Genomic DNA, 14,697 nt, shown 5'->3' with positions numbered 1-14,697 from the left:
CCACCACCGTTCCCGCCCCGCTGAACTCCCGCTCGGCTGGGATGCGGCGAAGCGCCGCATCCCAGCCGAGCGCGAACGCGGGGACGCCCCCGTCAGCCGACCGGAATCAGCGTGAGATAGGCCAGGCCCAGCACCCCGCCATGGCCGCGCAGCCAGCCGGCCCGTTGCTGCTCCGCACGCTCGCGGGCTTTCGCCGCGGCCGGATCGGTGCTGTGGGCGGCCAGCCACTCCTCCAGGTCGGCCCGGTAGGCGGACTGAAACTCCTCCCACTCGTCGTTGTTCGCCGTCTCGATCCACTCGGGGCGGAACCCGGCGGCCACCGCCAGATCGACCACGTCCGCAAGGCCGAAATATTCATTCGCGGAGGCGTCCGGCCACATGACGGCGAGTTCGGCGGGGGAGGGGGTGCGTTGCCAAAACCCCTCGCCGAGCAGCACCCGCCCGCCGGGATTGACCAGGCCGCGCAGTGCCTTGAGCGCGGCGGCGGTGTGATCGGGCGGTTGTACGCCGCTCAGCGCATGGCTTGAGCCGGTGCACAGCACCACATCCGCGGGCCCGCGGGCGGTATCGGCGCCAGACTCTTCGTAGAAGGCGACCCGCTCGGCCAGACCGCGTGCCGTGGCGTTGGCACGGCCCCGGGCGAGGTCTTCGGCGTTGAGGTCGATGCCGGCGCCGGTGGCGGCCGGCGCCGCCTCCAGCGTTCGGAGCAGCAACTCGCCCCATCCGCAGCCGATGTCGAGCACGCTGCGCGGCTCGCTGCGGACCAGTCGGTCGATGATCCGGGTGGCGCGCGCCTCTGACAGCGGGCCATGGAAGGTGAGTCGGGTCAGGCGCGGTATAGCCGGTGAGATTTCCATATGCCGAAACGTTAAGTCCCGGATAGCGGATGCCGACAGTGATTTTCCCGCGCGGCGGGGGATCACCGGGAGGCTTCAGCCCGCGGCGGCATGCGTGTGGGGAAAGGTTTCAGCCAATGAGTGATGCCCTCCGAGGCCGCTCAGCGGTCGGCTGGCGGCCCCTTGGCGGGGAGCGCAGCCGTAGCGCAACCGCACGGTGCGGGCCACGATCCGAGCGCGCCGGTGGAGTGCGTACGCCGAAGTCGCCTTCGTACGCAGCGACCCTGCGGCCCCACCGGGTGCCAGCGCGCGCGAGAGAATCGGCGTTTCCTCTGCCCGGCCATCCCCCCCCAAATGGTGCCCCGCCCGGGGCAGGCTTCAGCAGCGCCGGCAGCAGCGCCGGGGCGCCGCACCGCGCACCGCTCGCCGTCACGCTTGCCCCGGGTGCGAGGCTCACCGCCACGGCTAGCTCTTTCTTGGCAGGCCGTCAGGCCCTCGTCGGGCAGCCGGATTGCAACAGGCGTACGCGGCGGTACGCGCCTGCCACGGTGGCGCCTCCATGCGCCCCGTGCTGCGACGATGCCGCAAGGCGGGAGCCGGCGGCGCCCCTTCGGAGGCGGCCACACCGTGGGTAGCGCCGTCCGTGCACCGCCCGGCAGGTCGGCTGCGCTGTACCGGAGAGCGGACAGAAACAAGCCAGTTGATTGGCCATGACGACTTCCCGCGCTGTGGTGTCGGCGCTTTCCCCCGGGCCGGCACGGCGCCGACACGGCCCCTGCACAACGAGCCGGGCCCGCACCGTGCGCGGGGTGGCCAAGGCGTGCGCGGCCGTGTCAGCACAGCGCTCTCACCGGCGCGGCGGCGAACATGAGGGCGGTCACGGCGGTTTCGGTGACAATCCGCCAGCTCACAGGTGATCTTCGAGGCAGGCTGTGCAAGCGCTGTCAGGAAACGTCATCTCCGGCGGGGCGAGCCAAAAAACGCCATGCAGTTGTAGATTCGGAGTTGGCCGGTAAACGGCGGTGTAGTCGCACGTGACAACGGCAATAGTGTGAACACCGGTGTCGCCCTACCCCCAGCGACTACCGTCCCCCACCGCACGTATGCCGCGTGTCGAGGCCCAGTGGTCTTGGCACGCACCGACGGTTCACCGTCTAACCGAGGACGCACCGACAGCGATGAGGGCATCTCATGCGCCAGTGGCATTCCGAGTTTCAAGCGAGATGCTGGTACGACGGTACGATCACCGTCGTCGAGCTTCAGGGAGAGATCGATATCGTGGCCGCCGAGTCACTCGCGCCCCGGCTGCGCCGGCTGACCGCCGTGCAGGGCCAGGAGGTCATCGTGGACCTGCGGCCGGTGACCTTCATGGATTGCAGCGGCCTTGGCATGCTGTGTGCGCTGCACGAACGGCTGGTTGCCAGGGGACGCCGACTGCGCGTGGTGGCCACCCGGCCGCTGGCCCTCAAGATGCTGCGGCTGACCGGACTGCACGGCGCCTTCCAGGTCCACGGCTCGCTGCGCGAGGCCCGCTCCGCCGCGGGGGCGCCGCTCGACCCGCAGCCGGTCGCGGGACGCGCGCCCAACGGCACGGCGCGAGCGACGATAGGGGCCCCCATCGCCAGTCTGATCCCCTCTCACCACCGGACGAAGCCCCGGCCCGACACCCAGACAGCACCTTCCGCCGGAGATGGGTGAGTTCCACTGGCGAGGCAGCTCCAGATGAGGTCTCCTAGAGCGGAACTCACGGAAGAAGAGAGCTGCGGTGGAGAAGAAGCAACGCCGGGTGGTAGCGCTGTGCGCCGCAGCGACGACCGCCCTCGCCTTGGCCGTGGCCGGCTGTAACGACGACGGGGGGCCGCCGCAGGACGGCACTTCTCCGTTCACCGGACTCAAGGCCCGCGATGCCCCCGTGCTCGCGGTGAAGATCGACAATGTCGGTGCGGCACGGCCGCAGAGCGGGCTCGCCATGGCCGACATCGTCTACGTCGAGCGCGTGGAGGCCGGACTTTCTCGGCTGATGGCCGTCTACTCCTCCCAGCTGCCCTCAACCATCGGCCCGGTCCGCAGCGCCCGCGAAACCGACCTTGAGCTGTTGCGCCAGTTCGGCCGGCCGGCGTTCGCCTACTCCGGCGCGCAGTCGAAGCTGCTGCCGCTGCTCAAGGCGGCGGCGGCGCACACGGTGCCGCCGGAGCGGCTCCCCGATGGCTACACCCGCAGCCAGGACCGTCCAGCGCCGCACAACCTGTATCTGCGGCCGGAACGCGCGCTGGCCGCCGCGTCCGAAGCCGATGATGCCAAGGACATCGGCTTCCGCTTCGGCGCGCCACCCAAGGGCGGCCGTGCGACCCCCTCGTACACCGTCCGCTATCCGGCCGCGGCCATTTCCTTCGCCTGGTCGGGCGAGCGCGAGCGCTGGCGAGTGTCGATGGACGGCGCCGCCGTGCCGGTTGCCGACGCCAAGGGACGCGGACCGGCGACCGTCGTGGTGCAAGGCGTCACCATCAAGCCCTCCCGCTTCCACGACCGCTCCGGCAGCGCAACGCCGTACACCGACACCACTGGCTCGGGCCCGGCGCTGGTGCTGCGCGAGGGCAAGACCCACAAGGCCCGCTGGAGCCGCCCGTCCGCGACCCGCGGCACGGAGTTCAGCACGCCCGATGGCGACCGGCTCGCCTTCGCCCGCGGACCGGTATGGGTGGCGTACGTACCGAAGGAAGCCGTCACCTCCGGCGCCGCGGGGACCTCCCGCTAGTGCTGTGACCGCACAGGTTCGCCGGGTTGGTTGTCGTGGCGGTTGGATGTGCGGTGACGTCCGATCCAACCGCTGGAGGCGCGGTGGCTGCGCCTGTCCGCGTGCGCAGACTGACCGACCAGGAATGGGCCGCGGTCGCAGCCACAACTCCAACCACCCCCACCACACGGTGCAGACACGAGCCCTGCACGCCTATCTACGCTGGCGCAACCCCAACGCCCGCCACCGTGATGTCCTGGCCACCCAACGCCAAGAAACGCGCTCGCATCCGAAGCGAGAAGGGCATCCGTTGGGGCGGACGCCCCCTCAACACCGCAGCCTGACCATTCGCGAACTTACACAGCCACAGCGCATCATCGGTCCGCTCGTGGCCAAGCGTGGACGACCGAAGCGTTGTGAAGATGATCTCGGTGGGCAGACCCGGAGCCCCGAACCGAACCGGTTCAGGGGAAGGACAGCGCCAGCGGAGAATGGCTCAGGAGGCGGACGGCTCGATCTCCCCTGCGAAGACGATGACCTGGTCGATGAGGCTCCGCCGCAGATGGACGACGTCCGTTCCCGCCAGGCGGGGGCCCCCATCCGGCGTCGTGAAGACCCACTGGTACCGGGCCCACTCGTCCGGCATGTCCACCGCCGAACAGCGCACCATTGTGCCGGTCCCCGCGGGGTGGCGCCGGATGTCCAGCACGAACCGCTCGACCGCCTCGACCCCCTCACTGCGGCCTAACGGCCCCCAGAAGACCACGTCCGAGGTGAGGGCCTGGGAGAGCAGCGCAGTCACATAGCTGTCGTCCGAGGCGTTGAACGCGGAGATGAACGTGTCGATCGCGGACCGTGCGGTCTCTTCCTGCATACACCAGTGATACCAGTCGCCCCGCGGAACGCGCTCGTCCCGTGAGCCATCTTCCGACCACGGTGAACCCATCCCAGTCACAGCACTAGCGCGCCACGCGCCCAGGGGCCGTGCAGGCGGCGCGCCGTGCGGGCCGGCGGCAGCGCTGTGAGCCTCGGTGAGCCTCACAGCAGCAGGTCGAGCAGCTCCGCGCCCCGGGTGGCCAGACGCAATCGCACGGTGCGGCCCTGACGCACCCGTAGCACGAGCCCGGCGCGCTCCAGTTGCCCGCAGTGGTACGTGGCCGTCGCCGGGGAGCAGCCGAGATGGTTGGCGATCTCGGTCATGGTGGCGTCACGGCTGCCGTGCCGCAAGATCGCCGCCCGCTGCTCGCCCAGCACCAACACCAGCGGATCGGCGGCCGGTGCCGGCAGGTCCTCGCTCTCCCAGGCGTGCGTCAGGCCGGACGGCGCATACCCGATCCGGATGTTGTCGGCGCCCAGCGTGCAGCCCGCCAGCGCCGTGGTACCGGAGACAAGCGGTGCGAGCACCAGCAGCCTGTCATCGCGCTCCGACAGCGTGGGGGGATTCGGGCCCTGGTGCAGCCGGGCCCCATCAGTGAAGTGCAAGGTGGAGCCGTCGAGTCGGCAACCCGCGCCGAGGTCCGAGAGGATGAGGTCGAGGCGGTTGGTGACCAGCGCGGTTCCGATCCGCTCGGTCTCCCGGTCCCGAAGCGCCGCGGTGCGGTGCCAGATCGGTGCGTACACCCGCCAGATCGCCTCGTGGACGCTGGCCGATGCGGCCGAGAAGACCCGGGGGTGTTCGAACAGCCGCCTCCACACGACGGGTGGCTCACCTCCGAAGTGCTCGGTCACCTGTTGGAGAACGGCATCCGACGACAGCTCGCGGATGCGCTCAAGCTGTGCCTCCATGCCACCTGCCGCGAACGGGTCCAGCGCCGATGTGAGGCCGCAGGGCATGGGCGAATGACTGGCGGCGAACAGCGAGCGGATCAGCCGCGCGGCGCCGGGCGGCAGCGCGGCCAGGATCATTCGGCGGATGCGCGGTGGCACGCCCTGGGGCGGACCTCCGAGCACGTCCGAGATCAGCGAGCGCACCGAAAGCCCAGGATGCGTGGCAACACGCACGTTGACTTGATGTAACTCGCCCAGCTTGAGTTGTGCAGGCGACTTCACGCGACCCCCCGTATGAAGTGACACTCCATCAGGTCCGGCTCGGTGCACGGACCTTGACGTGAACAGGATGACCAACACCCGCAGTGGGAGCCAGCATCTGAGGACGTGTCGGCCCAACGGATTCTGCCGGCGGAGGTTGCACTGTCACGAGTGCGGCAGATCGCGCTGCCACGCGTTACGACCGGAAGTACGCCTGGGCCGCGCGTACCCCGTTCGCCAGCGCGTCCACCTCGCCTAGCGTGTTGTACACGTAGAACGTCGCCCGGGTGGTGGCCGGAATGCCGAAGCGGCGGACGATGGGGCGCGCGCAGTGATGACCCACGCGCACGGCGATGCCGCGTTCGTCCAGCACCTGCCCGACGTCGTGCGGATGGACGCCGTCCACGGTGAACGACACGGCCGAGCCCCGATCGGTGAGGTCGCGCGGGCCGATGATGCGTACGCCCGGGATCTCGCCCAGCAACTCCAGGGCGCGGGCGGTCAGTGCGTCCTCGTGTGCCGCGACCTCGTCCATGCCAAGCGCCTGTAGGTAGTGCACGGCGGCGCCGAGCCCCACCGCCTGAGCCGCCATCGGCACGCCCGCCTCGAAGCGCTGCGGCGGCGGCAAGAACGTCGAGTGATCCATCTCGACGACCTCGATCATCGACCCGCCGGTCAGAAAGGGCGGCAGGGCGGTAAGGAGTTCCCGGCGGCCCCACAGCACGCCCACCCCGCTGGGGCCGAGCATCTTATGCCCGGAAAAGGCCAGGAAATCGGCCCCGAGCGCGGTGACGTCAACGGGGCGGTGCGGCACCGACTGAGCGGCGTCCACCACCAGATACGCGCCCACCGCGTGCGCCCGATCAGCGATCGTTCGCAGCGGGTTGATGGTGCCCAGGACATTGGACTGATGGCTGACGGCCACCACTCGGGTGCTCTCATCGACCAACCGGTCCAGGTCATCCAGGTCCAAACGCCCCTCATCGGTCAGCCGGAACCAGTCGAGTTTGGCGCCGGTCCGCGCGGCGAGTTGTTGCCAGGGCACCAGGTTGGCGTGGTGCTCCATCTCCGTGACCACGATTTTGTCGCCAGGGCCAATGGGCGAGATTCCCGTGTCGCCACCGCCGTTGTCCGCGAGCGCGTTGCCCAGCCCGTAGGCGACGACATTGATGCCCTCGGTGGCGTTCTTGGTGAACACGATCTCGTCATCGGCCGCACCGATGAAGCCCGCGACGGTGTGCCGAGCATCCTCGTACGCCTCCGTAGCTTCCTGGGCGAGTTGATGCGCACCCCGGTGCACGGCGGCGTTGCGGGTCAGATAGAAGTCGCGTTCTGCGTCCAGCACTTGAAGGGGCTTGTGGGTGGTGGCGCCCGAGTCCAAGTAGACGAGCCGCGCACCGCTGTCCATCGTCCGTTGCAGGATCGGAAAGTCGTCGCGGAGCTTGTCAACGTCGATGGCCACGGTGGGGACCCCCTGAGTTCTCACGCACTCTCATATTATTTACCGTGAGAAAAGCTAGACCTCCTCACGGGGAAGTGCAACCGTTACCATGAGGCGATGGATAGCGATGCCCCGTACTACCTCCATCAGCTCCCGGTGCCCGGCGAGGAGCGCTTCGCCTCGCTCGCCCTGGTGAACACGCGCTTCACGGTGAGCCATGGCCCGGTGGACCTGTTGGAGGACACGGAGGCCGCGCACCTGTGGTTGGTGCGACATGAACTGCTACCAGACCGCGTCGCGTTGGCCGGCCGGCAGCTTGGCAGGCTCCGTTCGCTGCGCGAGGCGCTACGCGAGCTGTTCACGGCCTACGCGGCGCACACCGCGCCCCCGCAGGCGAGCCTGGACACGCTGAACGCCTCGCTCGCCGCGGCGCCTCCCACGCCTCGGCTGGTGTGGATCGCCGGCGAGCCACGCCGTGCCGATGAACCGGACTCCGGCAATCCGGCCGGTGCCGCGCTTTCGCTCCTCGCCGAGGACGGTACGGAGCTGCTGATCGGCCAGGACGCCGCCCAACTCGCGGAGTGCGGGGCGCGCGGCTGTACTCGCTGGTTTCTGCGCTCGCACGCGGCCCGCCGCTGGTGCACCACGAAGTGCGGAAACAGAGTGCGGGCCGCGCGACACTACGCGGCCCGCAAGGGTCTGTGACCAAGATGGTGGGCTGACGCATTCGGCCCGGGAAGATGTCCGCAGTCGGCTCAGGGAATCCGCTGGCCCATCAGCTCCGCGAATCCCACGGGCTCGGTGTCGAAGCCCTGCACGATCTCCCGAAGCTCCCATTCTCCCGACTCGTCCCGGAAAATTTCCGCGATGGTGGCCGCCGTGGCCTCCGGAACACCGGAAAAGTCATTGTGTACGAGGGTGGTATACCGCTCCTGTATCTGGATGAGGGTGCTCTCCACCTCTCCGAACGTCTTTCGGCCGCCACCTTGTTGGATGACCACGCCGACCACGACCCGCACGTACGAGTCCGCGAGCCGGTCGAGCTCCAACGTCATGACCTCGTCCATGCCAAAGCCCTGACCGGTCTGGCTGTCCCGGTTCAAGGTGATGGTGCCATCGGGCGAGCGGCTGCCGAAGTGCACGAGGTACCCGGGTTTCCCGTACGGCGCATCGGCGGAATAGGTCGCCGCGATGATGTCGAGATCATTGACCGGTTCGCCCGCGGGGCTGGGGTCCCACTTGAGGGCCACCTCGACCTTCTTCAGCCCTTTGTTGAGACTGCTCACGGAATTCCCTTCCACGGAGCTGAGTTGCACTGGAAATACGCCTCGTGACGTAAGGGTATCGCCAGCCCGGGGAGTTGACGGGCCATGGGCTGCGGTGAGAATGCCGTCCGGCCGCTGGCTCGATGCGAGAGCCGTCAGGCGGGGGCCGGCGGGTGGGGGCCGGCTGGTGGGGGCCGGCTGGTGGGGCAGGGCCGGCCGGTGCGGCGTTCGGAACGTGGGGCGCGGGGCTTGGGCTGGATGCGGCGCTTGGGCGGGGTGCGGCGGGGGTGGCGGGGGTGGCGAAATCCGCTGGTCCGCGAGACCTGGACCGGGCAGACTCGCTGACTATGTCAAAGGCGCTCCAAACGGGCCCGCTGTGTACACGTGATGCGCTCGCTCGCGCACTGCGCACCTTGGGTGTACGACCCGGCGAGACCCTGCTCGTGCACTCCTCCCTCAGCTCGCTCGGCTGGGTCTGCGGCGGGGGCCCCGACGTCGTGCGGGCGCTGCTCGATGTTCTGGGGACCGACGGCACGTTGGTGGTGCCGACGCACACCAGCGACAACTCGGACCCAACGCACTGGAGCAACCCGCCCGTGCCCGAGACCTGGTGGGCGCAGATTCGCGCCGCGATGCCGGCCTACGACCCCCGCACCACGCCTACCTTCGGCGTGGGAGTGGTCCCAGAGCTGGTCCGCAACTGGCCGGGGGCCGTTCGCAGCTCCCACCCGCAGACCTCCTTCGCGGCCGTGGGTCCGCGTGCCGCCGCCATCGTCGAGGGCCATGCGCTGGACTGCCGGCTCGGCGAGCGCAGCCCGCTCGCCCGGCTCGAAGAGGCCGGGGCGCGGGTCCTGCTCCTGGGCGCGGGCTATATGTCCTGCACGGCGTTCCACCTGGCGGAATACCGCATTCCCGCGCCGCAGGTCGATAACGCCTTCGCCGTCATGACTCCGGCCGGCCGGCGCTGGATGACCGTGCGCGAGGTGTCCATCACCGAGGACCGCTTCGACGAACTGGGTGCGGCCTTCGAGCAGGCGCATCCGGTGGTACGGGGCATGGTGGGCGCGGCGCACGCCCGGCTCTTCCCGCTGGCTGACGCGGTTGCGTACGCCGCGACCTGGCTGACCAAGCATCGGCCGCGTACGGACGCGACCTGACGTTGCCGGGCTGGGGCGTGTAGCCGTTTCTATGGAGCGCTTGTCTTTCCCTTATCGGTAGATAAGGGGCGCTAGGCGGTCGGAGAGAACTCCTCCAAGAGCCGTGGGGGAGCGGCCTGCCGCCACGAGTCCACGATGATGTCGCCCAGTTCCGCCTGGTCGTCGAGGGCGGCAAGCCGCACCCGTACCCAGTGGGAGCTCGCCTCGTGCGAGGGAACCCAGAACTTCGCAGGTTCGGCCGCGATCAACTCCTGGCGCTCGATCATCGGACACCGCACGGCGAACGACGTCTCGTCATCGGGGATGGTGACGAACATCTTTCCTGCGACCCGGAAGGTGGGCATGCCCCAGGCCAGCTTCTCCACTGTCTCCGGCAGGGAGAGCGCGATACGACGGACATCATGGGAATCGGTCATGGCCATACGGTAATCACGCCGGTCAGCGGGCGCGTGCAGGGCACCCCCGGTGCGTGAGTCGGCCGACGCGACCAGCCCGAGCCGGTCGGCCCCGAAGGGCGGGCCACGCCGATCGCGCCGGGTGCAGCGTGCGGCCGGCCTCATCGGGTGCGTAAGGCCGACCGCACAGGGTGGCGCGGGGGCGCGCGTAACGCCACGGGGCGGCGCGCGCTCCGCCGCCCCGTCAGTCGGATGGCTCCTGCTCCAGCAGCGCCAGATCTGGCGGAACCAGGGTCGTCGATTCCACCAGGCCCTTGAGCAGGTTGTGCTTCAGCGTGTTGTCGCTCGGCCCGTCCGGCTCGTCCCGGCGCAATTCGTGCGGAAAGTCCCCGCTCCGCGACAGCCGCATCCGTACGTCCTCGACCTTGTGCGCGACCTTGCTCACCCCCCAGCGCACCCCGCCCGAGAGGTAGGTCAGCTCGGCCGCGGCCTGTCGGTAGGACAGGGGGCGCGGCTCCGGCTCGTAGAGGAGGTAGCGCTGACCGAGCACGACCAGGACCAGGCGCTCGTCATCCTGGAGGGTCCACCGCTTGGGCGGCAGCGTCGTGGCGCGCTGCCGCGGGGTGGCCGGTTCGCCATAGTCCGTGACGTACAGCTCCACCAGATGCTCCCGATGGCCCGAACCCTTGACGAACAGCGGGGTATAGCCGACCCCTATGGGCATCGGATCGGTGCTTGCGTGCATCAACTGCCCGCGCGGCAGGCGCACGAGTTGCTGGCCGTGATTGCGCAGCCACCATGCACCGTCGCGATAGGTCAGCTCGCCGTGCCGGCGGCTCACGCGCAGGTCGTTGTCGCCCACGGCCAGCTCCACTTCGGGCGGTCCGGTGCGGCCGAACCGCAGCACGCAGCCCGGCTCGGGCCTGGCCCGCACGCTGCCCAACAGGGACCGTGCGTGAAGGGTGCCGGGCCGGGCTGGTGGGGCCCCGCGGGCCAGGCTGTCGCGACTGTTCATCACGGCCTCCTCGATCGGTCGATGGACAGGGTCCCACTGTGCCGCGGCCAGTTCGGGACCCCTCCCGGGACGGGCCCGCTACAAAGGACGAGTGCTCCCGCACACCACTTCGGCCGCCGCGGGGGAAGCTCCGTGGCTACGCCACAGTCTGCGGGAGTTCGGCGGCGGCCGAGGTGGCAAGTTCCGTAGCCATGGTGCACAGCTCGTCCGTGGGCTGTGATCCGCTGACGACGAGATGCAGCATCTCCATAGCCCGCTGGCCGTCGTGATCGGAGTAGGCCCGGTGTTCCACCCGTACGAGGCAGGTGTCCGGCCCCTCTTCCTTCGGCGAGACGAAGGCGGGGCGCCCGCCGAGCTGAGTGCGACGGCCGTCCGACGCGGTCAACGGCTGCCCGCGGTCGAAGCGCAGCGCGGCCACGATGTCGCTGGTGCTGCTGTGCCAGTCGCATTCCCAGTTGCCGTACCCGACGTCCGGGTCGTCCGCGTCGATGCCCGGGATGATGGACAGCGCCCTCGCGTCAAGCAGCGTGCACGCGTCCTTCCGTACCAGCGAGTCGGCCGCTGGCTCGGCGGTACGGGGCGGCACTGGCCCCTTGTTGAGTTGCTGCGCCGCGTAGCGGACGGCGGCATCGGCCATCTCGCACAGTGGGGCCGGCCTGTCCTTGTCCTCGTTGACGGTGATGTACACGCCGAACTTGGCGTCACCGCCGGGCAGTAGCACCCGTTCGCACTCGGCGCTCTCCGCGGGCATGGTCACCACATCGACCGTGCCCATCTTGCGGGTGGGGGACGTGAGGTCGGACGGGAGGCCACTGGCGAGCTCCACCTTCACATCCACCACGGTGTCATTGCCGCGCTCGACGATGATGTCGCAGCGCTCGAAGTTCCCGTAGTCGTTGTCCAGTTGAGCGCTCCCGAAGCGGCTGAGCGCGCGGGGGTCGGCCAGGCCGCACGGGTCGGCCGCACGCGGTTCGGTAGCACGCGGGCCATCCGGTTCATGCGAGACAGCCGGAGGCGCCGAATGTGCGCCGGTGTTCCCGTCGTTGGCGTCGTTGCTGGTGTTCCCGTCGTTCGACAGGAGCGAAGGGAGGCCGATGGCGCCCAGTGCGGTGACGGCCAGCGCCGCCACGGTCGTGACCCAGGGATGGCGTCGAACGGGCCCGGCGACGTTGCGCAGCCATCCAGTCCTGTCGCCCCCCCGGGACCCGACGCTGGTGTCGCCGGGAGCTGTGGGATCAGCGGCGTCCGGTGCGTGGGGCTCGCTGGCATTCGGCGGTGCGGTCTTGCCGGCGCCCGATGATGCGGCCTCGGCGACGCCCGGTGGCGAGGGCTCGTTGGCGTCCGCCGATGGGGGCTCGGCAGCGTCCGGCGCCGATACGCCAATGTCCCCCGCGACCTGCTGAAAGCGTTTCCTTACCTCGCTGGCGGTGGGCCGGTTCGCCGGCTCGGTCGCGAGCATCGCGTGCAGGAGCTCACGCAGCGGCCCGACATCACCATCGAGCCGGACCACACCGTGTTGGTATCGCCACCGCCGCACCCGCTCATCACCCTCGGCGTCCTCGGACGGCTGAGGGCTGGTCTGCTCGTCGCCGTGCCCCAGGAACTCCGTGGTGGAGCCGGCGCCCGCGCTCCCTGCGCCGGAGCGAGGGGAGGGTGCGCCCCCACCACCACTGCCGCCGTCATCCGACCAGGAGTCGGCGCCGTCATGGCGCGGTGGCCGGCCGACGATCAGCTCGTAGACGGTGGCCCCGAGCGAGAACACATCCGACGCGCGCACCGGGTTGCCGCGTACCACCTCGGGGGCGGCGTAGTCCGGGGTGTACGAGACGCTCTGGTTGCACGTGATCGTCTCGGTGCCACCCACGCGGTGTGCCGAGTCCAGGTCGGTCAGCTTGGCGGTCTCGCCGTCGCTGAGCACGATGTTCCCCGGCTTCACATCGCAGTGCACAATGCCCGACGCATGCAGGGCGACGAGCGCCCATGCGATCTGGGCGCCGATCTTCGCGGCCTTTTGCGGGCTCATCGCAGGGCGCCCGACCAGGCTGCCGCCGGACGCGTACTCCATGACGAGCCAGCACTCGGCGTCCGCGCCTTCGCCCACCCTCACGGCGTCATAGAGGGTCACTACATGGGGGTGTTCGCGAAACCGGGCCAATGCCCGTGCCTCGGCTTGTAGTCGCTCGAATGCGGCCGAGCTGTTGTCCTCGATCCGGGCCCGCTTGAGCGCGACGTCCTGGCCCAACTGTGTGTCGCGGGCCAGCCACACCTCGGATCTCCCACCGGGAATCGGACCGTCTTTGAGTCGGTACCGTTCATCGCCGTGATGGTCCAGGCGCACTGTGCTTCCCCTCAATCCGAAACCGACCGTAGTCGGTTGTGCGCACCGAAGGTACTGCGTACGGGCACCGGGTCAAGCCACTTCGACAGCATTCGATGGACGCAGAAACGCTCCTGCGTGGCGGGCGCGTACGTTACGTACCCGTTGATCCCAGGCGTCCGGTGGCTTCACGCCGTACGAGGTGGGCAACGGGCCCGCGTTGTCCATACGGTGGACGCCGCGCGGCCCAGGGAGCGAGACGGGCGCATGGGGGGCGCGCAACGGCGATCAGATGTGCGCCGGGGCGACTCCCCCTTGGCCGCGGCCTGTTGGTGCCTCATCCGGGGCTCGTTGGTTCCTAGGCTGGGCCGGTGGCGGGTGTCGGGGGCACGGGGATGAGCCGGTAGGAGCCGTTTTTGCCATCGGGTGTCACCAGACCGCCGGTGGGCGCGGGGAAGTGGGTGCCGAGCAACAGGGTGTCGGTGCCGGCCAGTTCGGTGAGTAGGCGGCGGCGGGTGGCTGCCGCCTGGCGCGGGTCGGTGTCCACGCAACTCGTAATGGCCGGGTCAAGGAGTTGTACGGGGTGGTGGACGCAGTCGCCCGTGATGAGGGCGGTGGCGGTGGCGCTGCGGAGTTCCACGGCAAGATGTCCGGGGGTGTGTCCCGGCGTGTGGATCAGTCGCAGGCCGGGGGCGACGTCGGCGCCGGTGGCTGGGACGTCGATGAGGTCGAGGAGACCGGCGTCCTTGATGGGGTGCACGGAGTCCGCGAACATCTGTCGCCTGGCGTCGTCCATGTCCACCGTCGCCCAGTAGTCCCACTCGGCCCTGGCCGTCAGATAGCGGGCGTTGGGGAAGGTGGGGCGCCACTCGCCGCCATCCGCCCGGGTGTTCCAGCCGACGTGGTCGGTGTGCAGGTGGGTGAGGATCACGAGGTCGATGGTCGAGGGCGGGAACCCGGCCGCTTCCAGGCGCGCCAGGTAGTCGCTGTCGAGGTGGTCCCAGGCGGGGTTGGCCCGTGTTTTGCCATTGCCGATGCCGGTGTCCACCAAAACCCGTACCCCGCCCACCTGGACGGCGAAGCTCTGGCTGGTCAGCCGCAGGATGCCGGCGTCGTCGGCGAAGTCGGGCCGCAACCAGGGGGCCTGATCGACCACGTGGGCCGTGGCCGATGGAAGCAGCCAAGGGCCGGTCTGTGCCGGCAGGGTCACCTCGTCGATGCGGTGGATGCGGAGGTCTCCGAGCCTCCAGACGGGGCTCTCGGCGGCGGGTGCGGGCGTGGTGTGGCGAGACATTCGGCAGGTCCTTTCTTGAGCCCGTCCTGCGGCGCTGGACGGGCGGCGCTGGACGGCGGCGGTGCGGCGGCGCGTTGTGGATCGCCGGGCCGGTTATGGGGGCGGCAGGCGTGGCACCCGGGTGGCGCGGACGCGCTGCCGAGGTGGTGTGGGAGCCGCGCGGTGAGCGGAGCCCGTATCTGCAATAAACGCTAACTATTTGCTTTAGGTGACGC

The 14,697-nt window shown here is 69.6% G+C and carries 13 protein-coding genes and 1 pseudogene; 5 read left to right on the top strand and 9 right to left on the bottom strand.

Annotated features, from left to right (window positions below):
• Positions 1-92: 92 nt before the first annotated feature.
• Positions 93-857, bottom strand: coding sequence for an SAM-dependent methyltransferase (locus tag FHS42_RS17450; RefSeq protein WP_184573148.1), 765 nt, complete (start codon positions 855-857; stop codon positions 93-95).
• Positions 858-2,027: 1,170 nt separating this feature from the next.
• Between FHS42_RS17450 and FHS42_RS17445 the strand changes: the two genes are divergently transcribed.
• The 3 genes and pseudogenes from FHS42_RS17445 to FHS42_RS37210 all read left to right on the top strand — a co-directional run.
• Positions 2,028-2,534, top strand: coding sequence for an STAS domain-containing protein (locus tag FHS42_RS17445; RefSeq protein ID WP_184573147.1), 507 nt, complete (start codon positions 2,028-2,030; stop codon positions 2,532-2,534).
• A gap of 67 nt (positions 2,535-2,601) precedes the next feature.
• Complete coding sequence (locus tag FHS42_RS17440; protein WP_184573146.1) at positions 2,602-3,591, top strand: DUF3048 domain-containing protein; 990 nt, start codon at positions 2,602-2,604, stop codon at positions 3,589-3,591.
• Between the two features lie 145 nt (positions 3,592-3,736).
• Positions 3,737-3,914: pseudogene (locus FHS42_RS37210) on the top strand (IS630 family transposase); the annotation flags it as partial.
• A 152-nt stretch (positions 3,915-4,066) separates the two neighbouring features.
• Here the strand turns inward: FHS42_RS37210 and FHS42_RS17435 are convergent.
• From FHS42_RS17435 to FHS42_RS17425, 3 genes are all read right to left on the bottom strand, one after another.
• On the bottom strand, positions 4,067-4,444 hold the full coding sequence (locus FHS42_RS17435) for a nuclear transport factor 2 family protein (protein WP_184573145.1): 378 nt from the start codon (positions 4,442-4,444) through the stop codon (positions 4,067-4,069).
• 164 nt (positions 4,445-4,608) lie between these two features.
• Complete coding sequence (locus FHS42_RS38240; protein ID WP_184573144.1) at positions 4,609-5,619, bottom strand: ArsR/SmtB family transcription factor; 1,011 nt, start codon at positions 5,617-5,619, stop codon at positions 4,609-4,611.
• 175 nt (positions 5,620-5,794) lie between these two features.
• Positions 5,795-7,060: a cysteine desulfurase gene (locus tag FHS42_RS17425; protein ID WP_184573255.1), complete on the bottom strand. Its 1,266-nt coding sequence runs from the start codon at positions 7,058-7,060 to the stop codon at positions 5,795-5,797.
• Positions 7,061-7,156: 96 nt separating this feature from the next.
• On the opposite strand from FHS42_RS17425, the gene FHS42_RS17420 reads away from it, so the two are divergent.
• Positions 7,157-7,744 (top strand): CGNR zinc finger domain-containing protein, encoded by a 588-nt coding sequence (locus FHS42_RS17420; protein ID WP_184573143.1) that lies wholly within the window; start codon positions 7,157-7,159, stop codon positions 7,742-7,744.
• Between the two features lie 50 nt (positions 7,745-7,794).
• On the opposite strand, the gene FHS42_RS17415 is transcribed toward FHS42_RS17420, so the two are convergent.
• On the bottom strand, positions 7,795-8,325 hold the full coding sequence (locus FHS42_RS17415) for a TerD family protein (RefSeq protein WP_184573142.1): 531 nt from the start codon (positions 8,323-8,325) through the stop codon (positions 7,795-7,797).
• A gap of 326 nt (positions 8,326-8,651) precedes the next feature.
• Here FHS42_RS17415 and FHS42_RS17410 point away from each other — a divergent pair, with 326 nt between their 5' ends.
• The gene (locus FHS42_RS17410; RefSeq protein WP_184573141.1) at positions 8,652-9,461 is read left to right on the top strand and encodes an AAC(3) family N-acetyltransferase; all 810 of its coding nucleotides are present in this window, start codon (positions 8,652-8,654) and stop codon (positions 9,459-9,461) included.
• A 71-nt stretch (positions 9,462-9,532) separates the two neighbouring features.
• On the opposite strand, the gene FHS42_RS17405 is transcribed toward FHS42_RS17410, so the two are convergent.
• The 4 genes from FHS42_RS17405 to FHS42_RS17390 all read right to left on the bottom strand — a co-directional run bounded on the left by FHS42_RS17405 (position 9,533) and on the right by FHS42_RS17390 (position 14,482).
• A complete protein-coding gene (locus FHS42_RS17405) occupies positions 9,533-9,877 on the bottom strand; it encodes an MmcQ/YjbR family DNA-binding protein (protein ID WP_184573140.1) in 345 nt (114 codons plus the stop codon).
• A gap of 223 nt (positions 9,878-10,100) precedes the next feature.
• A complete protein-coding gene (locus FHS42_RS17400; protein ID WP_184573139.1) occupies positions 10,101-10,871 on the bottom strand; it encodes an FHA domain-containing protein in 771 nt (256 codons plus the stop codon).
• Positions 10,872-11,007: 136 nt separating this feature from the next.
• Positions 11,008-13,209 carry a protein kinase domain-containing protein gene (locus tag FHS42_RS37200; RefSeq protein WP_184573138.1) on the bottom strand — a complete coding sequence of 734 codons (2,202 nt, stop codon included), beginning with the start codon at positions 13,207-13,209 and terminating at the stop codon, positions 11,008-11,010.
• 337 nt (positions 13,210-13,546) lie between these two features.
• Positions 13,547-14,482, bottom strand: coding sequence for an MBL fold metallo-hydrolase (locus FHS42_RS17390; protein WP_184573137.1), 936 nt, complete (start codon positions 14,480-14,482; stop codon positions 13,547-13,549).
• Positions 14,483-14,697: the final 215 nt, after the last annotated feature.

It is taken from the genome of Streptomyces zagrosensis (genome assembly GCF_014203645.1).
In the GTDB taxonomy this organism is placed as follows: Bacteria; Actinomycetota; Actinomycetes; order Streptomycetales; family Streptomycetaceae; genus Streptomyces; species Streptomyces zagrosensis.
This window is presented reverse-complemented; position numbering and strand designations above follow the sequence as displayed.

Coding starts and splice junctions, on each gene's coding strand:
- FHS42_RS17450 (WP_184573148.1), bottom strand. CDS start 857: ATGGAAATCTCACCGGCTATACCGCGCCTGACCCGACTCACCTTCCAT.
- FHS42_RS17445 (WP_184573147.1), top strand. CDS start 2,028: ATGCGCCAGTGGCATTCCGAGTTTCAAGCGAGATGCTGGTACGACGGT.
- FHS42_RS17435 (WP_184573145.1), bottom strand. CDS start 4,444: ATGCAGGAAGAGACCGCACGGTCCGCGATCGACACGTTCATCTCCGCG.
- FHS42_RS17420 (WP_184573143.1), top strand. CDS start 7,157: ATGGATAGCGATGCCCCGTACTACCTCCATCAGCTCCCGGTGCCCGGC.
- FHS42_RS17410 (WP_184573141.1), top strand. CDS start 8,652: ATGTCAAAGGCGCTCCAAACGGGCCCGCTGTGTACACGTGATGCGCTC.
- FHS42_RS17405 (WP_184573140.1), bottom strand. CDS start 9,877: ATGACCGATTCCCATGATGTCCGTCGTATCGCGCTCTCCCTGCCGGAG.
- FHS42_RS17400 (WP_184573139.1), bottom strand. CDS start 10,871: ATGAACAGTCGCGACAGCCTGGCCCGCGGGGCCCCACCAGCCCGGCCC.
- FHS42_RS17390 (WP_184573137.1), bottom strand. CDS start 14,482: ATGTCTCGCCACACCACGCCCGCACCCGCCGCCGAGAGCCCCGTCTGG.